This is a genomic window from Comamonas composti DSM 21721, assembly GCF_000429845.1.
Taxonomy (GTDB): domain Bacteria; phylum Pseudomonadota; class Gammaproteobacteria; order Burkholderiales; family Burkholderiaceae_C; genus Comamonas; species Comamonas composti.
This window is the reverse complement of the sequence record NZ_AUCQ01000013.1, coordinates 71,094-96,571: the sequence shown is the minus strand read 5'-3', so window position 1 is coordinate 96,571 and position 25,478 is coordinate 71,094. Positions and strand designations below refer to the sequence as shown.

Annotated in this window: 22 protein-coding genes and 1 tRNA gene; 11 read left to right on the top strand and 12 right to left on the bottom strand. The window is 61.3% G+C overall.

Annotated elements, in window-relative coordinates:
• The first annotated feature begins 23 nt into the window (after positions 1-23).
• The 3 genes from G486_RS0109475 (at position 24) to G486_RS0109465 (ending at position 4,149) form a co-directional block, all read left to right on the top strand.
• Positions 24-1,337 (top strand): efflux RND transporter periplasmic adaptor subunit, encoded by a 1,314-nt coding sequence (locus tag G486_RS0109475; protein WP_027015331.1) that lies wholly within the window; start codon positions 24-26, stop codon positions 1,335-1,337.
• 15 nt (positions 1,338-1,352) lie between these two features.
• Positions 1,353-2,972, top strand: a complete 1,620-nt coding sequence (locus G486_RS0109470) for a DHA2 family efflux MFS transporter permease subunit (RefSeq protein ID WP_027015330.1) — start codon at positions 1,353-1,355, stop codon at positions 2,970-2,972.
• Positions 2,973-3,174: 202 nt separating this feature from the next.
• Positions 3,175-4,149 (top strand): bile acid:sodium symporter family protein, encoded by a 975-nt coding sequence (locus tag G486_RS0109465; protein WP_027015329.1) that lies wholly within the window; start codon positions 3,175-3,177, stop codon positions 4,147-4,149.
• 394 nt (positions 4,150-4,543) lie between these two features.
• Here G486_RS0109465 and G486_RS0109460 read toward each other — a convergent pair whose 3' ends face one another.
• From G486_RS0109460 to G486_RS0109440, 5 genes are all read right to left on the bottom strand, one after another.
• The gene (locus G486_RS0109460) at positions 4,544-5,209 is read right to left on the bottom strand and encodes a methionine ABC transporter permease (protein ID WP_027015328.1); all 666 of its coding nucleotides are present in this window, start codon (positions 5,207-5,209) and stop codon (positions 4,544-4,546) included.
• A gap of 3 nt (positions 5,210-5,212) precedes the next feature.
• Positions 5,213-6,259 carry a methionine ABC transporter ATP-binding protein gene (locus tag G486_RS0109455; protein WP_027015327.1) on the bottom strand — a complete coding sequence of 349 codons (1,047 nt, stop codon included), beginning with the start codon at positions 6,257-6,259 and terminating at the stop codon, positions 5,213-5,215.
• A gap of 214 nt (positions 6,260-6,473) precedes the next feature.
• Positions 6,474-7,466, bottom strand: coding sequence for an HD-GYP domain-containing protein (locus G486_RS0109450; protein WP_027015326.1), 993 nt, complete (start codon positions 7,464-7,466; stop codon positions 6,474-6,476).
• A 16-nt stretch (positions 7,467-7,482) separates the two neighbouring features.
• Positions 7,483-8,133 (bottom strand): retropepsin-like aspartic protease family protein, encoded by a 651-nt coding sequence (locus tag G486_RS0109445; RefSeq protein WP_027015325.1) that lies wholly within the window; start codon positions 8,131-8,133, stop codon positions 7,483-7,485.
• Positions 8,134-8,150: 17 nt separating this feature from the next.
• Complete coding sequence (locus tag G486_RS0109440; RefSeq protein WP_027015324.1) at positions 8,151-8,636, bottom strand: YajQ family cyclic di-GMP-binding protein; 486 nt, start codon at positions 8,634-8,636, stop codon at positions 8,151-8,153.
• Positions 8,637-8,734: 98 nt separating this feature from the next.
• On the opposite strand from G486_RS0109440, the gene murB reads away from it, so the two are divergent.
• The 8 genes from murB (at position 8,735) to G486_RS0109400 (ending at position 19,243) form a co-directional block, all read left to right on the top strand.
• On the top strand, positions 8,735-9,835 hold the full coding sequence (gene murB, locus G486_RS0109435; RefSeq protein ID WP_027015323.1) for a UDP-N-acetylmuramate dehydrogenase: 1,101 nt from the start codon (positions 8,735-8,737) through the stop codon (positions 9,833-9,835).
• A 290-nt stretch (positions 9,836-10,125) separates the two neighbouring features.
• Entirely contained in the window at positions 10,126-11,436 is a 1,311-nt protein-coding gene (gene tig / locus G486_RS0109430; protein ID WP_027015322.1) for a trigger factor, read from the top strand.
• A gap of 141 nt (positions 11,437-11,577) precedes the next feature.
• Complete coding sequence (clpP, locus tag G486_RS0109425) at positions 11,578-12,186, top strand: ATP-dependent Clp endopeptidase proteolytic subunit ClpP (protein WP_027015321.1); 609 nt, start codon at positions 11,578-11,580, stop codon at positions 12,184-12,186.
• Positions 12,187-12,287: 101 nt separating this feature from the next.
• On the top strand, positions 12,288-13,550 hold the full coding sequence (gene clpX / locus G486_RS0109420; RefSeq protein WP_027015320.1) for an ATP-dependent Clp protease ATP-binding subunit ClpX: 1,263 nt from the start codon (positions 12,288-12,290) through the stop codon (positions 13,548-13,550).
• Between the two features lie 137 nt (positions 13,551-13,687).
• Positions 13,688-16,108 carry an endopeptidase La gene (gene lon / locus G486_RS0109415; protein ID WP_027015319.1) on the top strand — a complete coding sequence of 807 codons (2,421 nt, stop codon included), beginning with the start codon at positions 13,688-13,690 and terminating at the stop codon, positions 16,106-16,108.
• A 116-nt stretch (positions 16,109-16,224) separates the two neighbouring features.
• Positions 16,225-16,300: transfer RNA gene (locus G486_RS0109410), tRNA-Gly, on the top strand.
• A 226-nt stretch (positions 16,301-16,526) separates the two neighbouring features.
• On the top strand, positions 16,527-18,470 hold the full coding sequence (locus tag G486_RS0109405) for a tyrosine-type recombinase/integrase (RefSeq protein ID WP_027015318.1): 1,944 nt from the start codon (positions 16,527-16,529) through the stop codon (positions 18,468-18,470).
• Positions 18,471-18,949: 479 nt separating this feature from the next.
• A complete protein-coding gene (locus G486_RS0109400) occupies positions 18,950-19,243 on the top strand; it encodes a helix-turn-helix domain-containing protein (protein WP_027015317.1) in 294 nt (97 codons plus the stop codon).
• Here G486_RS0109400 and G486_RS0109395 read toward each other — a convergent pair.
• From G486_RS0109395 to mbnA, 7 genes are all read right to left on the bottom strand, one after another.
• Positions 19,240-20,145 carry a LysR family transcriptional regulator gene (locus G486_RS0109395; protein WP_027015316.1) on the bottom strand — a complete coding sequence of 302 codons (906 nt, stop codon included), beginning with the start codon at positions 20,143-20,145 and terminating at the stop codon, positions 19,240-19,242. The genes G486_RS0109400 and G486_RS0109395 overlap by 4 nt on opposite strands.
• A 156-nt stretch (positions 20,146-20,301) precedes the next feature.
• Positions 20,302-20,793, bottom strand: a complete 492-nt coding sequence (locus G486_RS0109390) for a copper chaperone PCu(A)C (RefSeq protein ID WP_051303362.1) — start codon at positions 20,791-20,793, stop codon at positions 20,302-20,304.
• A 62-nt stretch (positions 20,794-20,855) separates the two neighbouring features.
• A complete protein-coding gene (locus tag G486_RS0109385) occupies positions 20,856-22,493 on the bottom strand; it encodes a copper resistance CopC/CopD family protein (protein ID WP_169728585.1) in 1,638 nt (545 codons plus the stop codon).
• A 5-nt stretch (positions 22,494-22,498) separates the two neighbouring features.
• Positions 22,499-23,815, bottom strand: coding sequence for an MATE family efflux transporter (gene mbnM / locus G486_RS21900; RefSeq protein WP_156919967.1), 1,317 nt, complete (start codon positions 23,813-23,815; stop codon positions 22,499-22,501).
• Between the two features lie 5 nt (positions 23,816-23,820).
• Positions 23,821-24,399 carry a methanobactin biosynthesis protein MbnC gene (gene mbnC, locus G486_RS0109375; protein ID WP_027015313.1) on the bottom strand — a complete coding sequence of 193 codons (579 nt, stop codon included), beginning with the start codon at positions 24,397-24,399 and terminating at the stop codon, positions 23,821-23,823.
• Complete coding sequence (mbnB, locus tag G486_RS21895) at positions 24,383-25,207, bottom strand: methanobactin biosynthesis protein MbnB (RefSeq protein ID WP_034387119.1); 825 nt, start codon at positions 25,205-25,207, stop codon at positions 24,383-24,385. Before mbnB ends, mbnC begins: the two co-directional genes overlap by 17 nt.
• 60 nt (positions 25,208-25,267) lie before the next feature.
• Complete coding sequence (gene mbnA, locus G486_RS23480) at positions 25,268-25,363, bottom strand: methanobactin (RefSeq protein WP_084455152.1); 96 nt, start codon at positions 25,361-25,363, stop codon at positions 25,268-25,270.
• Positions 25,364-25,478 lie beyond the last annotated feature (115 nt).

Below are 25,478 nucleotides of genomic sequence, written 5' to 3'. Positions count from 1 at the left end.
CAGATACACAGAGCGCAAAAACCATGACCGATAACAGCAAGCCCTCAACCCCCGTCCCGTCTGCGTCCCCCGCACCGAGCGCCACCACCACCCGGCGCAAGGGCCTGACCGTCGTCGCCGCCGCCGTCGCCGTTGCCGCCCTGGCCTGGGGCGGCTGGCACTGGATGGTGTCGCGCAACTACCAGACCACGGACAACGCTTACGTGGGCGGCAACGTGGTGCAGATCACGCCGCAGATCGGCGGCACCGTGATCGCCATAGGAGCCGACGATACCGACTACGTGAAGCCCGGCCAGCTGCTGGTCGAGCTTGATGCTGCAGACGCCCTGGTCGCCCTGTCCCAGGCCGAGTCCCAGCTTGCGCAGACCGTGCGCCAGATCCGCACGCTGTATGCGAACAACGCACCGCTGGTCGCCCAGGTCACACAGCGCCAGGCCGATCTGCTGCGCCTGCAGGGCGATGCCGCACGGGCCCGCGAGGACATGGAGCGCCGCCGCCCGCTGCTGGCCACGGGCGCCGTGGGCAAGGAGGAGTTCAAGCACACCCAGTCGCTGGCCAGAACTGCCGCCAATGCCGTGCAGGCCGCCGAGGCCAATCTGCGTGCGGCCCAGGCCCAGCTCACTGCAGCCGAGGCCCAGACCAAGGACAGCACGGCCGAGGAACACCCGAGCGTCATCGCCGCGGCCGCCAAGGTGCGCGAGGCCTATCTGAGCCTGCAGCGCACGCGCCTGATCGCCCCCGTGGAAGGCTATGTGGCCAAGCGCGGCGTGCAACTCGGCCAGCGTGTGGCGGCGGGCACGCCCCTGATGACCGTGGTCGGGCTGCATGAACTCTGGGTCGATGCCAACTTCAAGGAAAGCCAGCTGGCCCAGCTGCGCATAGGCCAGAAGGCCGAACTCATGGCCGATGTCTACGGCAGCAAGATCACCTACCACGGCCAGGTCGTGGGTCTGGGCGCAGGCACGGGCGCGGCCTTCTCCCTGCTGCCCGCGCAGAACGCCACAGGCAACTGGATCAAGGTCGTGCAGCGCGTGCCCGTGCGCATCAGCCTCGCGCCCGAGGATCTGGCCCAGCACCCCTTGCGCGTAGGCCTGTCCATGGAGGCCAAGGTCGATGTGCGCGACCAGGGCGGCACGGCCCTGGCCACGGCAACGCGCAGCAGCCCCGTCGCCCAGACCTCGGTCTATGACAGCAAGCTGTCCGAAGCCGAGCAGCGCATCGCCACCATCATCGCCGGCAAGAGCCCGGCTGCGCTCACGGCCCTGCCTGCGCAAGGCCCGACCAGCACGGCCCAGACCGCGCCTGCGGGCGCCCCGCAAACCGCACAAGTGCAATAAGCCCCGCCGTTTGCCATGACCTCAACCACCTCTGCCCCCGGGCTCGACGGGGCCGGGCCCAGCGCCCCGCCCCCCGCCGCTGCGGCCCTGCCCTCCAGGCCCGAGCCGCTCAAGGGTGCCCAGCTGGCCCTGGGCACGCTGGCCCTTTCGCTGGCCACGTTCATGAACGTGCTGGACTCCTCGATTGCCAACGTCGCGATCCCGGCCATCTCGGGCGATGTGGGCGTCAGCCCCAGCCAGGGCACCTGGGTCATCACCAGCTTTGGCGTGGCCAATGCGATTTCCGTGCCGCTCACGGGCTGGCTCACGCAGCGCTTTGGCGCCGTGCGCCTGTTCACCATCAGCGTGTTGCTGTTCGTGCTCACCTCCTGGCTCTGCGGCTTTGCCTCGTCGCTGGAGACCCTGGTGCTGTTCCGCGTGCTCCAGGGCCTGGTGGCAGGGCCCATGATCCCGTTGTCGCAAACCCTTCTGCTGTCGAGCTATCCGCCCTCCAGGGCTGGCGTCGCGCTGGCCCTGTGGGGCGTGACCACCCTGGTCGCGCCCGTGGTCGGCCCGCTGCTTGGCGGCTGGATTACCGACAACATCTCCTGGCCCTGGATTTTTTATATCAACGTGCCCGTAGGCCTGCTCTCGGCCGCCATGACCTGGAGCATCTACCGCAGCCGCGAGACCGCAACGCGCAAGCTGCCCATAGACAGCATAGGCCTGGCCCTGCTGGTGCTCTGGGTGGGCGCGCTGCAGCTGATGCTGGACCGGGGCAAGGAGCTTGACTGGTTTGCCTCCGGGGAGATCATCACCATGGCCGTTCTGGCCGTGGTCAGCCTCGCGGTCTTTCTGGTCTGGGAGCTGACCGAGGCCCATCCGGTCGTGGACCTGCGCCTGTTCAAGCGCCGCAACTTCGCGGCCGGCACCGTGGCCTTGTCGATTGCCTACGGCCTGTTCTTCGGCAACGTGGTTCTGCTGCCCCTGTGGCTGCAGCAGTGGCTGGGCTATACCTCGACCATGGCCGGCATGGCGCTCGCGCCCGTGGGCATTTTTGCGATCGTGCTGACACCGCTGGTGGGGCGCAAGGTCGGCCAATGGGATCCGCGCATGATGGCCACGGGCGCCTTTGCGGTGTTTGCCCTGGTGCTGTGGATGCGCTCGCAGTTCACCACGGATACGAACTTCGTCCACATCCTCGTGCCCACGCTGATCCAGGGTGCGGCCATGGCCTTCTTCTTCATTCCGCTGACCACGATCACGCTGTCCGGGCTTGCGCCCGAGCGCATTCCTGCGGCCGCAGGCCTGAGCAACTTCGTGCGCATCACGGCAGGCGCCATGGGCACCTCGATCGCAACCACGCTCTGGGACAACCGCGCCTCGCTGCACCATGCCCACCTCACCGAAGGCCTGGTACAAGGCCAGGGCACGTTCGCACTGACGCTGCAGAACCTGCAGGCGGCCGGGCTCAGCCATGAGCAGGCCCTGGCCCAGATCAACCGCCTCATAGACCAGCAGGCCTATACGCGTGCGGCAGACGACATCTTCCTCGCCTCCTCCGTGCTGTTCCTGGTGCTCATCGTGCTCATCTGGCTGACCAAGCGGCCCGCGGCACAAGCCGGCGGTGCCGCCGAGGCATCCGGCGCGCATTGAGCGCACACCCTCGCCACCTGTGCGCGTTCCCGGAGGAGCCCGCCCTCTGGAGCGCGCACAGGCAGGCCGAAAAGTGAAATGCAGCAGCGCCCCAAGTCACATACTTGCTTGCGCACCCGGGCCCGGTCTGGCTTAAAGTGCGGCCTGGCTTTTTGCCGCTCTTGCCCGCCACCGGCCCTGCGCCTCCCTCTTCTCGCTCACCATGTCCCGCCTTCGTTACGCCCCTGATCTCTTCTCCATTCTGCTCATCATCGCCGTGGCCCTGGCCAGCTTTTTCCCTGCGGCCGGCACAATCGCCCAGGGCATGGAAGTCGCCACCACGTTCATGGTCAGCCTGCTGTTCTTTCTGCACGGTGCCAAGCTCTCGCGCCAGGCCATCTGGGCCGGCATAGGCCACTGGCGCCTGCATCTGGCGATTTTTGCAGCCACCTTCATCCTGTTTCCGCTGCTAGGCTGGGGACTGCGCCCCGTGCTTGAGCCCCTGGTCACGCCTCAGATCTATATGGGCGTGCTGTTTCTGTGCGCACTGCCGGCCACCGTGCAGTCGGCGATTGCCTTCACGGCCATGGCGCGCGGCAATATGCCGGCGGCCATTTGCAGCGCCTCGGCCTCGACCCTGATGGGCATCGTGGTCACGCCCATCCTCGTGGGCCTGCTGCTCAAGCAGAACGCTGCCAGCGGCAATATGCTGGAAGCCGTGGGCAAGATCTCCATGCAGTTGCTGCTGCCCTTTGTGCTCGGCCACCTGCTGCGGCCCGTGATCGCTGGCTTTCTCGCCAACAACTCCAAGCTGGTCAAGGTCGTGGACCAGGGCTCCATCCTGCTCGTGGTCTATACCTCGTTCAGCGCCGCCGTCATCAGCGGCCTGTGGCAGCAAACGCCCTGGCCGGCCCTGATCGGCGTGCTCGCGCTATCGGCCATTTTGCTGGCCCTGGTACTGGGCATCACGACCTGGTCTGCACGGCGCATGGGCCTGTCCAAGGAAGACGAGATCACGCTGGTGTTTTGCGGCTCCAAGAAAAGCCTGGTCAGCGGCATCCCCATGGCCCAGGTGCTGTTCAGCGCAGCCAGCGTGGGCTCCATCGTGCTGCCGCTGATGATCTTCCACCAGTTGCAGCTCATGGTCTGCGCAGTGCTTGCACAGCGCTATGCAAGCCGAGCCCCATCCACCCCCTGAGTCGCCTTCGGTGCCTTTCCACGCTCTTAGAACGTGTTTACGATCTCCTCGGTGCCGCGCCAGTGTCTGTGCGGGATGGGATACGAGGCGCGACACCGCAGCAATAGCCGCGCTATTGCGAGGATTCGCAACGCTGCAGACCGCCCGCAAAGCCACTGGCCCGAAGGGTTGGAGCGAAATCGGGCTATTTTCTAGCGCTAAAGCTTGCTTGCACCCCGGTGCAAGCTGCGGCCCATCGACTCGAACTCATCCCGATTGCGCTCCAACGCGGCAGCGTAGAGATCGTAAACACGTTCTTAGGGCGCCGTCCTCGCTACAACCATGGCAAGGACGGAGCGCGCCACATGGCGAAGATATCCGGGTGATTTGCTCTGCGCGCTGCTATTTCAGGACACTAGCGATGGCTCAGGCGGCGCACGGCCCAGTCACCCAGGCTTTGTATGGCCTGTACAAAGAAGATCAGGATCACCACCACGGCCAGCATGACGTCAGGCAGAAAGCGCTGGTAACCATAGCGAATGCCCAGGTCACCCAGGCCGCCACCGCCAATGGCACCAGCCATGGCCGAGTAGCCGGTCAGGCTCACGAAGCTGATGGTCAGGCCTGCCACGATGCCCGGCAGGGCTTCTGGGAGCAAGACCTTCCAGACGATCTGGGCCGTGCTCGCGCCCATGGACTGGGCGGCTTCGACCAGGCCGCCATCCACTTCGCGCAAGGCCGTCTCCACCAGGCGGGCCACAAAGGGCGCGGCAGCCACCGTCAGCGGCACGACCGCAGCCCAGGTGCCAATCGACGAGCCGGTGATCAGACGCGTGAACGGAATGATGGCCACAAGCAGGATGATGAACGGTGTGGAGCGCAGCGCATTGACGATCCAGCCCACGATTTTGTTGGCCGGCCCGTTTTGCAGCACCCCGCCCTGGTCGGTGAGGCGCAGAAAAACGCCCAGTGGAATGCCGATCAGCCCGCCGACCAGGCCCGAGACGCCGACCATGATGATGGTCTCCCAAAGCGAGTCGACGAACAGCTCCAGCATCATTTCCGAAAAATTCTCAAACATGGCTCAAGCCTCGCCGGGTACGGTTTGCACCTGCACGCCGACTGCGCGCAAATGCTGTAGGGCAGCCTCTATGCGGGCCGCATCGCCGCTGGCATAAACCGCCAGTGAGCCAAAGGTCTGCTCCTGGATCTCGTCGATCTGGCCATGCAGGATGGACAGATCCAGGCCCAGCTCGCGGATCAGATGCGAGAGTATGGGCTGGTAGGCGCTCTCGCCGGCATACGACAGACGCAGCAACTGCCCCGCCTGCCCAGGCACAAGCTGGCGCTTGAGCTCGCGCACACGTGTCATCACCGAATCGGGCAGTTGCTGGGGCACGATCTCATCGATGAGACTGCGCGTAATCGTCTGCCGGGGACGCGTGAACACCTCGAGGACCGGGCCCATCTCGGCGATCTGCCCGCCATCGATCACGGCCACACGGTCGGCAATCTGCTTGATGACCTGCATCTGGTGAGTGATCAAGACCACGGTCACGCCCAGCTCGCGGTTGACCTGGCGCAGCAGATCGAGAATGGCGCGCGTGGTCTCGGGGTCCAGGGCCGAAGTGGCCTCGTCGGACAGCAGGACCTTGGGCTGGCTTGCGAGCGCGCGCGCAATCCCTACGCGCTGCTTTTGCCCGCCCGATATCTGCGCCGGATAACGATCGCTCAGGGCGCCCAGCCCCACCAGCTCGATCAAGGGATCGATGCGCTTGGCAATCTCCTGCCTGGACATGCCGGCCAGCTCCAGCGGAAAGGCCACATTGCCCCAGACCGTCCGCGAGGACAGCAGGTTGAAATGCTGGAACACCATGCCGATGTCACGCCGCGCCGCACGCAGGCCGGCATCGCCAAGCTGCATCAAATCGCGGCCACCAACCAGCACCTGACCGCCGCTGGGACGATTGAGCAGGTTCAGGCAGCGCACCAGCGAGCTCTTGCCTGCTCCGCTGCGCCCGATGATGCCGAATACCTCGCCGGACTCAATCTTGAGATTGATGCCGTTCAAAGCATGAACAGGCCCCTTGGGGCCTTGGTATGTCAGGGATAAATCCCGAATCTCGATCATGAAAAATGCCAAGGCACAGGCCGGGCATGACCGGCTCTGCACGTAGTTGGAAAATATGAAGGCAAGGCCGCTTACCTAACCAGACAAATGCCTTGCTGGCAAATGAGTGCCAGTCGAGCACAACCCTTAACTATGCCTGATGGCTGGTAGGCCATGGATTTGCTTGGGTTATATGAGCCGGCAGATGGCAAGCCCATGCCCAGGCCTCGGACGGCTATATCTCCACCATCCTCCACAGCGCCTGACTTGCGCGCGCCGCATGCACGCCCAGCTGGGCCAGGGTGCGCGGATCGAGAGCGCGTGCAATCGCAGCCTGAGCCAGGGACTCGCGTATGCGGGGACTTTGCAGGCCTGTTTCGTGGATATGCGGGGGCACCAGCCCATGACCCGCAGCGTCCATGACACTGGCGACCTGGGGTGGCATGTCAAGCGAGCCTCGGCGCAGGACCACCCCTATGTCGCCATTGTTGAGGCGCACATAGGTTCCAGGGGGGTAGAGGCCGACGGCCCGCACCAAGGCCTGACCGGTCTGGTCGAGCTGCCGGGTGTGCTGGGCCAGCCGGTTCAGGGAATCCGTGGCGCTGCGTCCAGGGCGCGATCTGCGCGGGCTGATCAAGGCCGCATAGCGGTCCACGGTACTCAGAATATGGGCCAGCTGCCGAGCGGGCGGCAGTTTCTCCAGTGCGTCCTGAGGCTGGGGCTGGTGGTGCTCGGCCACCAGCTCCAGCAGCATGGGGTCGGTGATGAACAAGCGCATCAGCAAGGCCTTGCTGACCTGCGGATGGCGCTGCACGGCCAGCCGCTGAGCCGGGCTCAGGGGCTCGCGCTGCAAGGCCAGCTCATCCTGCAGGGCGCTCATGCCGATGTTCATGGTCAGGGCTCCCAGGGCCAGAACCTGGTGCTCTCGCAGCCCAAGGCCCAACTCCTGGGCCAGCACATGACACAGGCAGGCACAGACCATGGCATGCGAGGCGCTATAGCCTACGGTGGAAAAGCTCGCCCGCTGGAACATCAGGTACAGGGCGGCATCCGTGTCCTGAGCCAGCAACTCCTGCAGCCAGTGATCGATCTGCCTGAGCTTGAGCTCGAAGCCTTGAACCGACAGCGGCGCCGAAAGCAGCATCGACAGGGCCGACTCAAGATCGGACCAAAGACCCAGCAAATCCTCGTAGGAGTCCCCTGGAGTGGCATGCGCAGTGGGTCTCATGCGGTGCTTGCCGTGCTCAGCGTTGCTCCAGAACCATCTCGTCGCCCTTGCGCGTCATCTGGAAATGAGCCAAAAAGCTGTTGCCCAGAAGCACATAAGGAATCGACTGGGGCGCGATGACGGCATCCACATCGGAGACTTCCAGATCCCCTATGCGCACCGAGGCCAGACGCATATGCCAGCCCTGGGTTTCGCCATTGGCTGTGCGCATCACAATGCTCCGGCCTTGCTGATAGGAAAGGCCCATACGCTCGGCATCGCTGCGACCTATGGTGATGGCGCTGGCGCCTGTGTCCACGATATAGGTCATGGCCTTGCCGTTGATGCGACCTTGCTCCACGAAGTGCCCTCGGCCATCGGCCTTGAGCACCAGGCGGCGAGCAAGCGGTGTGCCTGCACTCATGCGGCCTATGCTCATCGGAGCCTGCCCCAGATACAGGGTCTGGCGCTGGCCGCCAGCTTCGATCTCGGCACTATCGGGGCCGACCTTGAGAACGCGCACGCCCTGCAAGGACTCATTGACGGAGACGGCTCGTGGCGCTGCCCCGTTGATGACCAGCAAGGCCTTGCTGCCCATGATCCCGCCAAGCGACACGGACTGGGCCATGGCCTGGGCCATGATGACCGCCGACAGCACGCCCAGGAGCAAGGAACGAAAAGCGAGCATGGACCGGGAGCGGGGGCTCAGTCGCGGAAGTTGTTGAAAGACAGCGGATGGTCGGCAAGATCCTTGCGGATCAGGGCCATGGCAGCCTGCAGGTCGTCGCGCTTGGCACCAGTGATGCGAACGCTGTCGCCCTGGATGGCGGCCTGAACCTTGAGCTTGCTGTCCTTGATGAGCTTTTGCAGCTTTTTGGCGAGCTCGGCCTCGATGCCGTTCTTGACCTTGACGAGCTGCTTGAGCTTGTCGCCACCGATTTTCTGCGGCTTTTGCACATCCAGAAAACGCACGTCCACGCTGCGCTTGGTGAGCTTGTTACGCAAAATGTCCTCGACTTGTTGCAGCTGAAAGTCGGCATCGCCGAACAATGTGATTTCCTTGTCCTTGAGCTCCAAGGCAGCCGATGTGCCCTTGAAGTCGAAGCGTGTCCCGATTTCCTTGGCCGCGTTTTCCACGGCGTTTTTCACTTCCACGAAGTCGGCTTCGCAAACGGTGTCAAAAGAAGGCATGAAAGTCTTTCCAATCAATAGGGGAAAAGTAGTGCATGGACCGTATGGCCCGGGCAGCGCGCCCGTGATGGCTGCAGGGCGGTGCGACAATCGGACCGATGTTAGTCGAGAAAAATGTTCCCCTGCAGCATTGCAACAGCTTTGGCATTGCCGCGCGTGCACATACCCTGGTGCGTGTGCGCGGCGAGGACGATATACGCGATTTCCTGGCCCATCCCCTATGGGGGCGTCAACCCGCGTTCGTGCTCGGTGGTGGCAGCAATGTCGTGCTTACCGGCGATGTGGAGCCCGTGGTCCTCAAGATGGAAATTTCGGGCATGCGGCTGCTGCACGAAACCGAGCGCCACTGGATCGTAGAGGCTGGCGCAGGCGAGCGCTGGCATGACCTGGTGGCCTGGACCTTGGCTCAGGGCTATGCCGGCCTGGAGAACATGGCCTTGATTCCGGGCACGGTTGGCGCAGCCCCGGTCCAGAACATAGGTGCCTATGGCCTGGAACTACAGGACCGCTTTGACTCACTGGATGCCGTGGATCTTGCATCGGGCGAGCTTTTTACGCTGGGGGCAGCCCAATGCGCTTTCGGCTATCGGGATTCGGTATTCAAGCATGCACCCGCCGAGCGCAATGCCGTCATGCGGGCCCGAGTGGCAGGCCGACCACCGCGTGGCCTGGGTCTGGCCGGCCGAGCCGTGATCACACGCGTGCGTCTGGCCTTGCCCAAGGACTGGAAGCCCGATCTGGGCTATCTGGATCTGCAACGCAAGCAGACCGAGGCTGGCATCAAGAGCCCGACAGCACGCCAGATTTTTGACTGGGTTTGCGCCATTCGCCGTGCCAAGCTGCCCGACCCCGAAAAAATAGGCAATGCGGGAAGCTTCTTCAAGAATCCCACGGTCACACCCGAGCAGTGCTCGGACATCATTGCGCGCGAGCCAAAGATTGTTCACTACCCCATGGACGACGGCACGGTCAAGCTGGCCGCAGGCTGGCTCATCGATGCCTGCGGCTGGAAGGGCAAGACCATGGGTCGGGCAGGCGTCTATGACAAGCAGGCTCTGGTCCTTGTCAACCGTGGGAACCGCCATAGCCTGGACGGCAGCGTGACCGGCGGCGAGGTCATGACCCTGGCCCAGGCGATTCAGACCAGCGTCTATGAGCGCTTTGGCATCCGGCTGGAGCCCGAACCGGTCGTGGTTTAAGCACCTCCCACGCAACTCCAGCCGAAGTCTGAAAAGCCTATACGCAGCAAAGCTCAGTGGATTCCCGTATTACAAGCCGCAGCCCGTCAAAATCGGCTCGTTATAATGGCCGGCTTCGCTTGTGTTCGGGGTCACGCCCTGACATGTTCAAATCATGTGCCTTCGGGCAAGACAGGCCCGGATTTTGTGGTTCTGTGTGGTCCTACGGGCGTGCGGAATCATGACTTTGCGCATAACGGTGCAGGCTGTTATTTGGCCGGCGCTGCTTCAATCCCTCATAGGAAAATAACATGGCAGTTACTGTGGAAACCCTTGAAAAGCTCGAGCGCAAGATCACGCTGAGCCTGCCCCTGACCTCGATCCAGAGCGAGGTGGAAAACCGTCTGAAGAAGGTTGCTCGCACGGTCAAGATGGACGGCTTTCGTCCAGGCAAGGTACCGATGAGCGTGGTCGCCCAGCGCTATGGCTACTCGGTGCAGTATGAAGTGCTCAACGACAAGGTGGGCGAAGCTTTCGCCCAGGCTGTGAATGAAGCCGAGCTGCGTGTCGCAGGCCAGCCCAAAATCACCGAGAAAGAAGGCGCTCCCGAAGGAGAGGCCCAATTCGAGGCAGTGTTCGAGGTCATGCCCGAAGTCAAGATCGGCGACCTGGCATCGGCCGAGGTCGAAAAGCTGTCGGCCGAAGTGGATGAGGCCGCCATCGACAAGACGGTTGAAATCCTGCGCAAGCAGCGTCGCACCTTTGCCCAGCGAGCCCAGGCCGACGCTGCCGTGGACGGCGATCGCGTGACGGTGGACTTCGAGGGCAAGATCGACGGCGAGCTGTTCGCCGGCGGCGAAGCCCAGGACTTTCAATTCCTGGTCGGCGAAGGCCAGATGCTCAAGGAATTCGAGGATGCCGTGCGCGGCATGAAGGCTGGCGAATCCAAGACCTTCCCCCTCGCCTTCCCCGAGGACTATCACGGCAAGGATGTCGCAGGCAAGACGGCCGACTTCCTGGTGACGCTCAAGAAGATCGAAGCTGCCAAGCTGCCCGAGATCGACGAAGCCTTTGCCAAGGCTTTGGGTGTGGGCGAAGGCACGGTCGACGGCCTGCGTGCAGACATCAAGAAGAACCTGGAGCGAGAGGTCAAATTCCGCGTCCAGGGTCGCAACAAGCAGGCTGTCATGGATGCCCTGGTCTCCAAGGCCGAGTTGGACCTACCCAAGGCTTCGGTGCAGGCCGAGGTGGCCCGCCTCCTCGAGGGTGCGCGTGCCGAACTGCAGCAGCGCGGCATCAAGGATGCAGGCAAGGCCGAGATTCCTGAGGATGTCTTCCTGCCCCAGGCCGAGCGTCGTGTGCGCCTGGGTCTGGTGGTGGCCGAACTGGTGCGTGCCAACGATCTGCACGCCACGCCTGAGCAGATCAAGGCCCATGTGGACGAACTCGCTGCCAGCTACGAAAAGCCCGAGGACGTGACTCGCTGGTACTTTGGCGATCGTCAGCGCCTGGCCGAGGTCGAGGCCGTGGTGATTGAAAATAATGTGACCGAGTTCGTGCTCGGCAAGGTCAAGGTCACCGACAAAAACGTGTCGTTCGAAGAACTCATGGGCCAGGCCTGATGGCCTGAGAACCGTTTGCCTGTGCTTCTGCTTTGGGAGCGCAGTGCATCATGGCACGATAGCGGGGCTTGTGCTTTGGCGCACAAGCCCCATTTTCTTTCCGGATAGGGCTACAGTAGCCTGTCCGCACAGGAGAAAAACATGAGCGCAATGGATACACAGGGCTTGGGCATGATCCCAATGGTCATAGAGCAGTCAGGCCGTGGCGAACGGTCCTTCGATATTTACTCGCGCCTGCTCAAGGACAGGGTGATCTTCCTCGTGGGGCCGGTCAATGATCAGACGGCCAATCTCGTTGTGGCCCAGTTGCTGTTCCTGGAAAGCGAGAACCCGGACAAGGACATCTCGTTCTACATCAACAGCCCCGGGGGCTCGGTGAGTGCAGGTCTCGCAATTTTTGACACCATGAACTTCATCAAACCCGATGTTTCTACACTTTGCACGGGTATGGCTGCTAGCATGGGGGCGTTTCTTCTGGCTGCAGGAGCCAAGGGCAAGCGCTTTGCACTCCCCAACTCCAAGGTCATGATCCACCAGCCGCTAGGCGGCATGCAAGGGCAGGCCACCGAGATCGAGATTCACGCCAAGGAAATTCTCAAGACGCGTGAACAGCTCAACAAAATTCTTGCTGAACGCACCGGGCAGCCGCTGGAAAAGATTCAGCAAGACACAGAGCGAGATTACTACCTGTCCGCAGACGAGGCCAAGAATTACGGCCTGGTTGACCAAGTGATGAGCAAGCGTTCCTGACGCTGGGCTGCATGGGCGGGCGGCGTTTTCCCCCTAAGGAAGGCGCCGCTTTCTATTTGGTTATCATTCTTTCCATATTTCTGTAACAAGGCATCGTCTCCATGGCCGAGAAAAAAGGCTCTTCCAGCGAAAAAAACCTCTACTGCACCTTTTGCGGCAAGAGCCAGCACGAGGTCAAGAAGCTCATCGCGGGGCCATCCGTCTTCATTTGCGACGAATGCATTGATCTGTGCAACGAGATCATTCGCGACGAGCAGCCCAGCACTGAGCCCCAGGATGGTCGCAGTGATCTGCCCACGCCTGCAGAAATCAAGGCCAACCTAGACAACTATGTCATCGGCCAGGATATGGCCAAGCGCACTCTGGCCGTGGCGGTCTACAACCATTACAAGCGCCTGCGCCACAAGGACAAGGCCGGCAAGGACGATGTGGAGCTGGCCAAGAGCAATATCTTGCTCATAGGCCCCACGGGCTCTGGCAAGACACTGCTGGCTCAGACGCTGGCGCGCATGCTCAATGTACCGTTCGTGATGGCCGATGCCACCACGCTCACCGAAGCAGGCTATGTCGGCGAAGACGTCGAAAACATCATTCAAAAGCTGCTACAAAGCTGCGAGTACGATGTGGAGCGCGCCCAACGGGGCATCGTCTACATTGACGAAATCGACAAGATCTCGCGCAAGTCGGACAACCCCAGCATCACACGCGATGTCTCGGGTGAAGGTGTGCAGCAGGCATTGCTCAAGCTCATCGAGGGCACCATGGCAAGCGTCCCCCCTCAGGGTGGCCGTAAGCACCCGAATCAGGATTTTCTGCAGATCGACACCACAAACATTCTGTTCATCTGCGGCGGTGCATTTGCGGGCCTAGAAAAGGTGATCGAAAACCGCACCGAGGCTTCGGGCATAGGCTTTGGCGCTACGGTCAAGAGCAAGAAACAGCGCTCCATCTCGGAAGTGTTTCAGGAGATCGAGCCCGAAGACTTGATTAAGTTCGGCATCATTCCCGAGCTTGTTGGCCGCATGCCCGTCGTCACGGCCCTGGCTGAGCTTGGTGAGGATGCTTTGGTGAAAATTCTCACCGAGCCCAAAAATGCACTGGTTAAGCAGTACAGCAAGCTGCTGGCCATGGAGGGTGCGGAGCTTGAAATCCGCCCTGCAGCACTCAAGGCCATTGCTCGCAAGGCTCTGGCTCGCAAGACTGGCGCGCGCGGCCTGCGCTCCATTCTTGAGCAGTCGCTGATCGGAACGATGTACGAGCTGCCCAATGCCGCCAATGTGGAAAAAGTGGTTGTCGAGGAAGCCACCATCGAAGATGGCAAGGCTCCATTGCTGGTTTACAGAGAAGCAGCCAAGAAGGCTTGATACAGGGCCTGCCGCAGGGCGTTTTCTGGACAAGACCGCACACATCCCCGCTTGCGCCGCCTCACAGAATCTTGGTGGCGCAGGCTTGAAATATACCGGTGGGCGGACCATATTCCGCTGACAAACCGAGGACTCCCATGTCAGGACATACCCCTTTGCCCTCCGCCTCTCTAGACCTGCCGTTGCTACCACTGCGCGATGTGGTCGTGTTCCCCCACATGGTGATACCGCTGTTTGTGGGACGAGCCAAGAGCATCAAGGCTCTTGAACTCGCCATGGAGGGTGACCGCCGCATCATGCTGGTGGCCCAGAAGACAGCCTCCAAAGACGAACCAGCTGCGGCCGACATGTTCGATGTCGGTTGTGTTTCCACGATCTTGCAGATGCTCAAGTTGCCCGATGGCACCGTGAAGGTGCTGGTCGAAGGTCAGCAGCGTGCTCTGGTCAAGCAAGTCGTGGATGAGGACAGCCATTTCATGGCCACGGCCCTGCCCGTAGAACCTGATTCCGAAGCAGACAAGCCCAGCGAAATCGAAGCTCTGCGGCGCGCAGTAACCCAGCAATTTGACCAGTACGTCAAGCTCAACAAGAAGATTCCGCCAGAAATCCTGACTTCGATTGCCAGCATTGACGATGCAGGCCGTCTCGCCGACACCATTGCCGCACACCTTCCTCTCAAACTTGAGAGCAAGCAGGCCGTACTAGACTTGGTTGGCATCAAACAGCGCCTGGAAAACCTGTTCGAGCAGTTGGACCGTGAGGTCGACATACTCAATGTGGACAAACGCATACGTGGCAGGGTCAAGCGCCAGATGGAGAAGAACCAGCGCGACTTTTACCTCAATGAGCAGGTCAAGGCCATCCAGAAAGAGCTTGGCGAAGGTGAGGATGGCGCAGACATTGAGGAGATCGAAAAAAAGATCAAGTCGGCGCGCATGCCTATAGAAGCTCGCAAAAAAGCTGAGGCTGAGCTCAAAAAGCTCAAGCTCATGTCGCCCATGTCGGCCGAGGCGACTGTGGTGCGAAACTACATCGACGTACTCACAGGTCTTCCCTGGAGCAAGAAAACCAAGATCAAGCATGACTTGACCAACGCCGAGGATGTGCTTAATGCCGACCACTTTGGCCTGGAAAAGGTCAAGGACCGCATTCTTGAATACCTTGCAGTGCAACAGCGCGTGGACAAGGTCAAGGCTCCCATCCTGTGTCTGGTTGGCCCTCCAGGTGTAGGCAAGACCTCGCTGGGTCAGTCGATTGCCAAAGCTACAGGCCGCAAATACGTGCGTATGGCGCTTGGGGGCATGCGTGATGAAGCGGAAATCCGCGGTCATCGCCGTACCTACATAGGCGCCATGCCCGGCAAGGTGCTGCAAAGCCTGGAAAAGGTGGGGACACGCAATCCGCTGTTTCTGCTTGATGAGATCGACAAACTGGGCATGGATTTTCGAGGTGATCCCTCCAGCGCCTTGCTAGAGGTGCTGGACCCCGAGCAAAACCATGCATTTGGTGATCACTATGTCGAAGTGGACTTCGACCTCAGTGATGTGATGTTTGTGGCCACCTCGAACTCCATGAATATTCCTCCGGCCCTGTTGGATCGTATGGAGGTGATTCGTCTGTCTGGCTATACCGAGGATGAAAAGGTCAGCATCGCCACCCGCTACCTGCTACCCAAGCAGATCACGAACAATGGTCTCAAGGATGGCGAGATGGAGCTGACCGAAGCGGCCATACGAGACATCGTGCGCTACTACACGCGTGAGGCTGGTGTTCGCTCGCTGGAGCGCGAGCTCTCCAAGATCTGCCGCAAGATCGTCAAGGGGCTACAGCTCAAAAAGATGGCGCCCAAGGTCGTTGTCGATGCAGACAATCTTGCCGACTACTTGGGCGTGCGTAAGTACAACTACGGCCGTGCTGAACTGCACAATCAGGTCGGACAGGTCGTGGGCCTGGCCTGGACCGAGGTCGGTGGTGATCTGCTGACAATCGAGGCAACCACCATGCCCGGCAAGGGTGTGATCACTCGCACAGGCTCTCTGGGTGATGTGATGAAAGAATCCGTAGAGGCTGCGCGTACCGTGGTGCGCAGCCGCTCCAGGCTGCTGGGCATCAAGGATGAGGCTTTTGAGAAGAAAGACATCCACGTACATGTGCCCGATGGAGCCACGCCCAAGGACGGCCCCAGTGCGGGAGCGGCCATGACCACCGCCTTTGTTTCGGCCTTGACAGGTATTCCTGTTCGCGCCGATGTGGCAATGACCGGAGAAATCACATTGCGCGGCGAAGTCACGGCCATCGGTGGCCTCAAGGAGAAACTGCTGGCAGCCTTGCGCGGCGGAATCCGTACCGTGCTGATTCCTGAGGAGAACGTCAAAGACCTGCAGGAGATCCCCGACAACGTGAAAAGTGGCCTTGAAATCGTTGCCGTCAAATGGATAGACCAAGTGCTCAAGGCGGCATTGGAGCGCATGCCCGACCCCTTGCCGACAGAGGAAACTCCGCCCACAGTGGCTGCAGCTGATCCGAAGCCGGCAACTGAGCCGGCTGTCAAGCATTGATGGAAGCACGCGATGAAAATGAAAATAGCGAGTTTTATCTAAAGGATTGAAAAAACACGCTACAATTCATTCATCGCAGCAAACGGCGTTGTAGAATGCTAGGCTTCGGTAGAAATGCGGGAATAGCTCAGTTGGTAGAGCGCAACCTTGCCAAGGTTGAGGTCGACGGTTCGAGACCGTTTTCCCGCTCCATTTTCTTGTCTGCAGACTTCCACTGACGTCTGTAAGTCGTTGAAAAAAGGAGCTTCGGCTCCTTTTTTCATTCCAGCGAGTGCCACGGAAATCCACCTACAGCCAGCGTTTTTGAGGCGCCAATTGAGGCACAAGAATGCGGGTAGGTCGGCTACCGGATAGTTGCTGGGGCTGAGCGGGGATCATGACGAGCATAGGGCCTAAGTCATAACTTAGGAGCCTCGAAATGGCACTCTCTGATCTGACCGTCCGGCAGGCAAGGACCACCGGAAAACGCTACACCATCTCCGACAACGACTGCCTGGGCCTGCTGGTTTCTGCCGCAGGCGGCAAGTCGTGGCTGTTCCGCTATTACTGGCTGTGCAAGCAGAAGCGCATGTCCCTGGGCGGCTATCCCGCCCTCAGTCTGCGCGAGGCTCGCGCCGAGCGAGACAAGGCCCAAGCCCTGCTCGCCAGGGGGATCGATCCGCAGGTCGAGCGCGACCGGAGGCGGCACGCAGCCAAGCTGGCAGGCGAACACACCTTCAAGAACGTCTTCGATGCCTGGGTCGAGCACCGCCGAAAGGAACTCAAGGAAGGCCGTCAAAGCACGCTGTCGCAGATCCTGCGCATCTTCAACAAGGACGTGTTGCCCACCCTGGGAAGGATGTCGATCTACGACATTCGCCGTCCCCAACTTCTGGGCGTCCTGGCGGCGATCGAGAAACGCAAGGCGTTCACCACCGCCGAGAAGGTCCGCACCTGGTTCAACCAGATGTTCCGCTATGCCCTGGTCATCGCCGAGGGGTTGGAAGTCAACCCGGCTGCCGACCTGGACGTGGTGGCTGAGCCCAAGCCCCCGGTAGCCCACAACCCCTACCTGCACCTGCCCGAGATGCCCGAGTTCCTCCAGAGGCTCCGGCTTTACAACCCTCGCGGCTGGCAGACCCAGCTTGGCGTTCGGCTGCTGTTCCTGACCGGCGTGCGCACTGGCGAACTGCGGTTGGCGGAACCGCAGCAGTTCGATCTCGACCGCGGCCTGTGGATCATCCCGCCGCAGGTCGTCAAGCAGCTTCAGGACGAGATGCGCAAGGCTGGCAAGCGCCCGCAGGACGTGCCGCCCTACATCGTGCCTTTGTCCCTGCAGGCCATCGAGATCGTGCGCTATCTCCTGGGGGTGATGCGGCCGGCGCAGAAGTACCTGCTGTCGCACCGCAGCGAACTCAAGAAGCGCATCAGCGAGAACACCCTCAACAAGGCCGTGCAGCTCATGGGCTATGAGGGACGCCTGACCGGCCATGGCATCCGCGGCACCATCTCGACGGCGCTCAACGAGATCGGCTACCCGAAGATTTGGGTGGACGCGCAGCTTTCGCATTCCGACCCCAACAAGGTGAGTTCGGCCTACAACCACGCCAAGTACGTGGAGCCGCGCCGTCGGATGATGCAGGACTGGGCCGATCGCCTCGATTTGCTCGAACAGGGCCAGGTCGAAGCCGCGAGCGCACACCTGACCATCCGTATCGACGGGGTGCCGGCGATGGCGGAAGCGGAGGAAACGGTGGACGCGGCCCCCATGGTGGCTGAGCCCGCTTCCTCTGGTGTTCCGCCTGTGGTGGCCACGCCCATTGTCGTGACCCCGAACAGCGGCGGGATCACGTTCCAGCGGCTGTCGCAGGTACCGCCGCCGCCGGCGCATGCCCCGGAGCCGGAAGTCTCCGCCATCCAGCGGGAGCGCGAGGAAATGCTGGCCATCTACGAGTCGCCGAACAATCTGCCGGTCCCGTTGTTCGGCAAGCTGGCCGGGAAGTCCAAGGACCAGATCAACCGCGAGCTGAAGGCGGGTAAGCTGCTGTCCATCAGCCTGGGCAACCGGGGGCAGCGCGTTCCGGACTGGCAATTGGTGCCACTCAAGCACAGGCTGGCCCAGGTGCTCATGAATCAGTGCCCGCACGCGGATTCGTGGGACCTGTACCGCATGCTGACCCAGCCGCATCCTGACCTGGGTGATCGCGCGGCGATTGATGCGGTCACGCCGACCAACGTGCCCGCGATTGTCAGGGTCATCATGGGTGACTACCAGCACCAGGCTGATGTGCCCGAGGCCGTTGCCCCACAGCCGGTATCTGAAGAGGTGCGACAGAGCGTTCGCAGGTTGGTGGATAGCGCCGCAGTGCTTGAAGGGGTCTGACGCTGGCGCTGCGACCCGATGGCCGGGGGGCGTCGCCCCCGGCCATGTGCCGGTCCCCATTCCTGCGCTCGCTCAATGCGTGATCGAGCAGATACGCCGACACCGTAGCCGCCAGCGACCCATAGCGCCATCGGCTCGCACTAGCCGACACCACCTACGTCGGTCAACGCCTGCGCCTGCCTGAAGTGCTTTCGTCGCAGATCATGCTTTACTCGACGCTCACGGATCCCGAAGGCCTTGCAGCAAGATGTCACCTGAAACTTCAAAAAAGGGCGAGAGCGACGCATGGTTCTTCTACGCGTTGCCGAGCCAAAAGCGTCGATAGCTGTGCTGACGGTACTCCGGGCGCTACAGCAAGCCTGAAACGGGGGGAAGAACTGACGGCATCGTGAATGAGAACCCCCAAAGAGAAAATCGGTCCAAATAAGCCGATATGGTACTCATGGGTTAAATTTCTGTGACTGCTCGACGCTTCTGCCATGCAGAAGCGCACTGTTCAACGAGGTCGCCCCCCAGGCACAGTCAGATACGAAGCCAAGCCGGCCTTGGCGTTTGGCATCGCTGTGCGCACATTTCGCTTAGAACTGGGGGGCGCTCAGGAAGAATTGACCGCGCTGGCCGGAGTTGAGCGTTCGCATATGGGCAAGATCGAACGAGGGGAGCATTCACCCTCGTTAGCCCTGGTACTGAGGATTGCCACAGCGCTTGAGATAAGCGGCACCGAGTTGATGGCAGCGACCGAGCGCAATTTAGGTTCCGCTCCCAAGTCTTAAGTCTTGCGCGAATTGGGTATGACACTTTCGCGCAGGCGAACGATAAATCGTTCCAACGAAGCTGACAGATCACCATTGTCGGACCGAAGTAGATAGGTCGTGATGACCGCCGATTCCACGGCCAAGGGGCGGATTACGATATCAGGCCTTTGGCTGACTGGAATCTTGGTCGCTGCCATGAAGCCGACCCCATACCCTGCGCCGACCAGCGTGAGCATCATCTCCAGTGAGGTCACATGCTCAACGACGTTTTGCCGGTGTTCCAGAGGCCCGAGCAGCCGTGTCAATTCGCGGCAGTAGCCCTCACAGATATGTTGGTCGCACAAGACGAGCGGATGGCCACCGAGTTCATGGAGGGGCACTTCCTTATGAGCAAGAAGTTCATGCCGGGCCGGCACGGCTATTACCAGGGGATCTCGCCAGATTGGCTCCGCTATGATGCCCTCGCCGACATCCGAAGTGTGCGCCAAGCCGATCATGAAGTCGCCAGAGCGCAGGCCCCGCAATTGGTCTGCCAATGGAACTTCCGACAGGCGTAGTTCGATCTCCGGTTCTTCGGCTCGACAACGGGCCAAGAACTCTGAGAATCGAGGATCGGTCGCGCCATCGGAGACAGCGATACGAAGGCTTCCACGCGCACCGGCGGCGACGGCTTTGGCATTCTCTCGCGCCTGCTCGAGAACAGTGAACAGCCGGCGGGTATCCTGCAGAAAGGCGACACCAGCAGCAGTCAGCTTCGTCCCTCTGCGGTCTCGATCGAAGAGAACAACCCCAAGCTCTTCCTCCAGTTCTTTGATCGCCCGGGAAAGGGGTGGTTGCTCGATATGTAAGCGCTCAGCCGCGTGCGTGAAGTGAAGCTCCTCTGCCAAGACGGCAAAGTAGCGAAGGTGTCTCAGTTCCACTTCAACTTTCCTTGGTGAGGTAGTCGCCTTCGCCTGACTAAAAGAGGCGACTTCCTTCAACCTAAGTCCTCCACCCTTCTTGCAGGAGCGCTTGAGCAGTGCTGGGTGATTGCTCACGATAAGACTGGGCTTGGCAACTACCAAAAAAAATGAGAATTAGTGGGTGTGTCCGTCCCGACCACTCCCAGTATGTGATGGTGCTTTGTCTGTCGCACCCTGCACATCGACTTGAACAGTTACGGGTCCCGCCTCCTCGAAAACCAGTGTGAGCGGGAAAGCCTTGCCCTTCACCAATGGCTGCTTCAATCCAATCAGCATCACGTGCAGGCCACCAGGTTCCAGTGCAGTGGTCGATGCCGGTGCGACCTCAACGGCATCCACCTTGCGCATGCGCATCACATCGCCGTCGCGGATGTGTGTGTGAAGCTCGGCCTTTTCGGCTGCCGGCGTCGAGACGGCTACAAGACGGTCTTCTTCCTGGCTCGGATTGCGCAGGACGAAGTACACCACCCCGGTTGGGACAGCGGCGACAGTGGCTCGCGACCACGGGTGGTCGATTTCGATCGGGCCAGCCTTGTAGCCGTGGGCGAACGCCGTTCCCGCCGCGCACAGGGCAATCGCAGTTGCCAGTGTGATCAGTCGCTTCATGAGAAATAACTCCTTATGGGTCAAGTGATTGAAAAGCTTCGAAGGGGCTCTAGCCGGCCTCTTCAGGGGGGATCAGCAGCATCAGGAGGAATCGGCACGGTCAGCCGCATGACGCGGGTGCTGCCATCAGAGTCCTCCCAGCGCAGGCGCACCCGCCAGCGTCCTGGCGCTGGCAGAGTGACGTCGCCGGTCATCTGCAGGTCGTGTGCAACGACGATGGGGGCTGGGGAATCAGCGTTGCCCGCCTGGGTCCATTCGGATATCAGCCCAGTCGTCAGGCCTTGCCCATCGGCATCCGTCAGCATGATCTGCATTCGGTTGCCACCCACGCGCGCCGGCAGCACGTCGACCAGCGCGGTCCAGCCGCCCGAGGTGACTACGGTTGAATAGCGTGGCGGTTCGCTGGCCATCGGAACCCTTGGTGCGAACTGCGGTAGCGTGCGCGGCGGCGGTGTCAGTGCAAAGGTCGCGGTCAGCGTCAGCACGGCAGTCACCAGTGCCGTCTCAATGAGCACGTTACGACGCAGCTTCAAGCTCGCCGCGCGCTCGCCGGTGTACAGCCTCGGTGTGGCAACGATACGGTTCCACAACGCAATGCCGATCAACAACGACACCACCAGAATCTTGACACCCCAGAGCGCACCGTAGCCTGTCTGCGTCACCGCCTCGACAGAAAGAACCGACTGCAGAAAGCTCATGCCTACCCCGGTAGCGACCAGCGCCCCGACCGCAATCACCGCGATGCGGGAGAAGCGATGGACGGTGCCCAGTACCTGCGGCCCGGTCTCGTCGCGCAGAACAACAGACAATGGCCACAGGGCGCCAACCCAGAACATCGCTGCCAGGCCATGCAGGAATACCAGGGGTATGCTCAGCATCCGAGGCGGTGCCGTTCCGATATGGCCTGTCACTGCGAAAGAGAGCGCTCCCATCAACGCCCCGCAGGAGAGCAGTAGCAGGCCGACGCAGGTGCGTCGCTGCCACAGCCCCGCCAGCGACAACAGCGCACCCAGCAGCACCGCAACCGATGCCACGGCGGTGGAGGTCCCCGCACCCACGGACCAGGCGCGAGCGGTAAGCAAAGCCAGAGCGCCACCGCCATCAAGTACCGCGCCGCTGAGCCCGGTCAGCAGTACACCCGACCAGGCGGCGAGCAAGATCATCCACACCAGATTGTGCCGGACTGCGTCCGCCGGTCGGCGTCCCTCCCCAGAGAGCACGAACGCCCAGAACAGACCCCCACCCATGCCCGCCAGGACCGCGAAGTAGTGGATCGCGCGCACCAACACCGCCATCCATTCCACGCCGCCTTCGGATGCTTCTGCCGTTGGCCCCTGATCAGGCTTGACTCCGACGCCGAACTCGATGTGCCCCACCACCGGGTGCCCATCGGCGGACGTGACCCGATAGGCGACCCGGTACACGCCTGTAGCCATTGCTCGGGGAGGGATCAGGCGCACCGTATCGCGCTCAACCGTCCAGTCGGCCCTGGAAGTCAGCACGTCGTCTTGCGCGTTGAGCAAATCGATGCGCGCGGGCGCTACCGCCTCGTTGAATCGCAGCACAACTTGATCGGGCGACGCATGCAATTCAGTACCGTCCTCCGGCGTGGTTTCGATCAGGAAGGCGTGGGCCGCCGCCTGACCGGCGTGGAGAAGGGTCAACAGCAGGAGGCACGAGAGGGCCAATCGGTGGGTCATTCGCATCATGAGTTCTCAACCGCAGCAACGGGTGAATCGCCCGCGGTGGACGTTGCCCTGTATCGGAGGGCCAGCCATGCCACCACCGCAACTTCTGGCAACCAGAGGAAGGCATATGCCAGTATCGGTAGGTCGAGCCCAAGGCCGACCGCAATGACAGGTAGCCCAAGCCCCCACCCCAGCAGGATGTCGGTCTTGGCCACCTCGTTAAAGCCGCCGCGGCTTTGTAAGCCCGCGCGTAGAACAGTGCCAGCTACACGCACCGGCAATGAGAATGCCAGCGACCAGACAAACACGGACCACCATGCTCCTTCTTGCGCGTACACGGCCCGACCAAGCCAGTGCTGTCCCCACGACAGGAGCAAACCCGCGATAACGGCTGCGGGCACACCATAGAACAGCAGCTCACGCATCAGCACAAAGAGGTCGGCAGCGGATCGACCCGAAAAACGAATGGCGAGAAAACGCAAAAACGCGGCCAAGGGTGAGAAGACGAACATCGCCAGTGCCAGGCCCGCAGCAAAGGCATCCAGACGTGCTGTCGTCACCGTTGAAATCATGGGCGAAGCGAACAAACTGATCGTCAGCAAACCCAGCAACTGCAGCGCCAGTATGCGCTTCGCCTCCCAGGCGCTTTCGACTACCTGCTTGCGGCTCCAGCCCAGCGGTGGAAAAGCCGGCAGACCGCCTGTCTGCCGGCGGAGATGCCACAGTACCCAACACGTCGACACAGCATGAACTAACAGCGAAGCCATGAAACAACCTGCGAAACCTGCTTCCCACAAATCCAGGAACACTACGTTCATGACGACTTTGAGGGCCACCTCGCACAGTTTCCAACGCACTACCCAGGCACCCCGCTGGGTGGCGTGTAGGGCGAAAGCTGCACAAGCATTGAGCATGCGAAATGGAGCCCCGACCACAAACCAGGGGATTGCCAGCTCAAGCATCCTCACTAGCGTCGCATCGCCACCAGCCACCCAGGGCGCCAGCAGTGGGTAGGCGATCCACCCCGCTCCCAGCAACAGAACCCCGATCAGGCCCGCCAGCCCCATCGCCCTGCGGATGGCCAGCGATGCATCGCCTTCGCGCGCCGCGTGAGCGATGGTGACGGACGCCACGGCACCATAGGCCATCGTGACCACCAGATCGATCAGAACCAGCCGCGTGAGCATCACGTAGGCACCGGGGCTGCCAGGAGCACGCTGCCCCAGCATGACCACGTCCACCTGCAGCAATAACTGAGCTACGCCGAAAGCCAGCAGCAAGGCGGCAAAGCCTTGCCAGAAGGCGCCAGTACGGATGGAGAGAGGCAATGTCACGTGCATCACCGTGGGATGGGCGACCAGCCCGGAAACCCGTCGTCGAGCGACCTGCCTGGCACTAGGAAATAGCCATAGGGACCATCCGGCGCCGGCAGAGGCGATTCAAGTTTAATTTGTTCGATCTCCCGTCCGCCTTCAAGCGTCGTAGTCTTCCAGCCACACACCAGGTCGGGAAGATCGTCGCCACCCAGAATAATTCCCTGCGCTTCAGAGCGGTCACCTGTGGCCCAGCGCGCAGCCGACGCTCCCATCAGGGCATAGCGCAATTCCATATCGACTTGCTCATGAAAGGTCGACTGCTGAAGCCACACGTCGACCCACAGGTAGTAAGTCCAGTTCAACGAGAGCTTCTGCTCGTTCGCCCACGCCATAAAAGGCCGGAAGATTGCCAAGCCATCTGGCCCGGATAGCTCCAGTAAGCCAGGACAAATATCAAACAGCGTGTGCCAGTAGACTCGCAGGCTGGTATCGATACGTACGAATGAACGGGAATCTCGCGGGTAGTCCCCTTGGCGCACGGGCACCGTCAAGGCATCCAGCAGATCCGCATCGATCACTCGGGTATTAGACACGCGGTGCATCAGGCACCTCCACAGATGAGCGAGCGAACAAATGTTGCAGGCGGTCGAGATCGTGCTCGATCTCCGCTTCGACGAAGTTATCGTCGCGTTCGTAGGTCATGGTGGCGCCGGTCGTATCGAAACGCGCGCGGCAGCGCTCCAGGAAGCCGAGCGTCTCATCGGACAGGCCTCGATCGTGTGTATCCACTACCAGATGCGGTGCCAGAATGGACAGGTTGTAGCCAGCGACGTGGAAATGGCGGCTGCTTTCGATGATGCCTTCCCAGGCTTCCAGCGGAACACCGCAGTTCAAATGGGCGCACACCGCATTGGAGACGTCAAACAGCACGCCGGCACCCGTGTCGCGGCTCAGTCGCTCGTGGAAGTGAGGTGCATCACGTCCGCCGTCCATGATGGACGGATAATTCTCCAGGTGAAGACGACAGCCGAGCTTCTGCTGCCACCAGTCCACTCGGCGCCGCACCTGCTCGTAGTCCGCCACGTAGTCGATCTCGGCCAGGTGATAGAGTTGGCGTCCTTCGTGGTTGAAGCGCGCAATATGGTCGGATACGTAGAGCGGCTTGAAAAGGTCGATTAGGCGGCGCAATCGGATGGCCATGCTTTCCAATGACGCCTCATCGTTCTCGATGAACTTGGAAAACATGATGTGAAAGCCCACTGGGGCATCAAAGCCCCGAGCTAGCTCTTCCGGCGGCACCGCCAGGAAGTTGTCTATCAGTAGTTCAACATAGTCGATCCTGCCTGAGGCCAACAGTCGCCTGACCAGGGGTGCGGTGTCACCCAGGGTGTAGTTGAATCCCATGCGCATGGCGTTCCCTCCCATGAAAGAACCCACCACCGGCGAGGCACTGCCAGTGGTGGGCCCGGCTTAGTTCACGCCAACCGGTGCGCAGCACGAAGCGCAGCAAGCACCTGCGCGTCCGGCGACGGTCATCGTGGTTTTCTTGGTGACTTTGATCTTCATGAGTAACTCCTTGAAATTGGAAAAACAGGGATGGTGAACGTCGCATTCGCCAGGCTACCGCCAGTGACGGTGGGTGTTGGCCTGTGACTCGCAACCGACGTCGCACCTGGTTCGA

What these genes read in the sequence shown, in the direction of transcription:
- G486_RS0109475 (WP_027015331.1), top strand. Translation starts at nt 24, where the DNA reads ATGACCGATAACAGCAAGCCCTCAACCCCCGTCCCGTCTGCGTCCCCC.
- G486_RS0109470 (WP_027015330.1), top strand. Translation starts at nt 1,353, where the DNA reads ATGACCTCAACCACCTCTGCCCCCGGGCTCGACGGGGCCGGGCCCAGC.
- G486_RS0109465 (WP_027015329.1), top strand. Translation starts at nt 3,175, where the DNA reads ATGTCCCGCCTTCGTTACGCCCCTGATCTCTTCTCCATTCTGCTCATC.
- G486_RS0109460 (WP_027015328.1), bottom strand. Translation starts at nt 5,209, where the DNA reads ATGTTTGAGAATTTTTCGGAAATGATGCTGGAGCTGTTCGTCGACTCG.
- G486_RS0109455 (WP_027015327.1), bottom strand. Translation starts at nt 6,259, where the DNA reads ATGATCGAGATTCGGGATTTATCCCTGACATACCAAGGCCCCAAGGGG.
- G486_RS0109450 (WP_027015326.1), bottom strand. Translation starts at nt 7,466, where the DNA reads ATGAGACCCACTGCGCATGCCACTCCAGGGGACTCCTACGAGGATTTG.
- G486_RS0109445 (WP_027015325.1), bottom strand. Translation starts at nt 8,133, where the DNA reads ATGCTCGCTTTTCGTTCCTTGCTCCTGGGCGTGCTGTCGGCGGTCATC.
- G486_RS0109440 (WP_027015324.1), bottom strand. Translation starts at nt 8,636, where the DNA reads ATGCCTTCTTTTGACACCGTTTGCGAAGCCGACTTCGTGGAAGTGAAA.
- murB (WP_027015323.1), top strand. Translation starts at nt 8,735, where the DNA reads ATGTTAGTCGAGAAAAATGTTCCCCTGCAGCATTGCAACAGCTTTGGC.
- tig (WP_027015322.1), top strand. Translation starts at nt 10,126, where the DNA reads ATGGCAGTTACTGTGGAAACCCTTGAAAAGCTCGAGCGCAAGATCACG.
- clpP (WP_027015321.1), top strand. Translation starts at nt 11,578, where the DNA reads ATGAGCGCAATGGATACACAGGGCTTGGGCATGATCCCAATGGTCATA.
- clpX (WP_027015320.1), top strand. Translation starts at nt 12,288, where the DNA reads ATGGCCGAGAAAAAAGGCTCTTCCAGCGAAAAAAACCTCTACTGCACC.
- lon (WP_027015319.1), top strand. Translation starts at nt 13,688, where the DNA reads ATGTCAGGACATACCCCTTTGCCCTCCGCCTCTCTAGACCTGCCGTTG.
- G486_RS0109405 (WP_027015318.1), top strand. Translation starts at nt 16,527, where the DNA reads ATGGCACTCTCTGATCTGACCGTCCGGCAGGCAAGGACCACCGGAAAA.
- G486_RS0109400 (WP_027015317.1), top strand. Translation starts at nt 18,950, where the DNA reads ATGCAGAAGCGCACTGTTCAACGAGGTCGCCCCCCAGGCACAGTCAGA.
- G486_RS0109390 (WP_051303362.1), bottom strand. Translation starts at nt 20,793, where the DNA reads ATGAAGCGACTGATCACACTGGCAACTGCGATTGCCCTGTGCGCGGCG.
- G486_RS0109385 (WP_169728585.1), bottom strand. Translation starts at nt 22,493, where the DNA reads ATGACCCACCGATTGGCCCTCTCGTGCCTCCTGCTGTTGACCCTTCTC.
- mbnC (WP_027015313.1), bottom strand. Translation starts at nt 24,399, where the DNA reads ATGCACCGCGTGTCTAATACCCGAGTGATCGATGCGGATCTGCTGGAT.
- mbnB (WP_034387119.1), bottom strand. Translation starts at nt 25,207, where the DNA reads ATGCGCATGGGATTCAACTACACCCTGGGTGACACCGCACCCCTGGTC.
- mbnA (WP_084455152.1), bottom strand. Translation starts at nt 25,363, where the DNA reads ATGAAGATCAAAGTCACCAAGAAAACCACGATGACCGTCGCCGGACGC.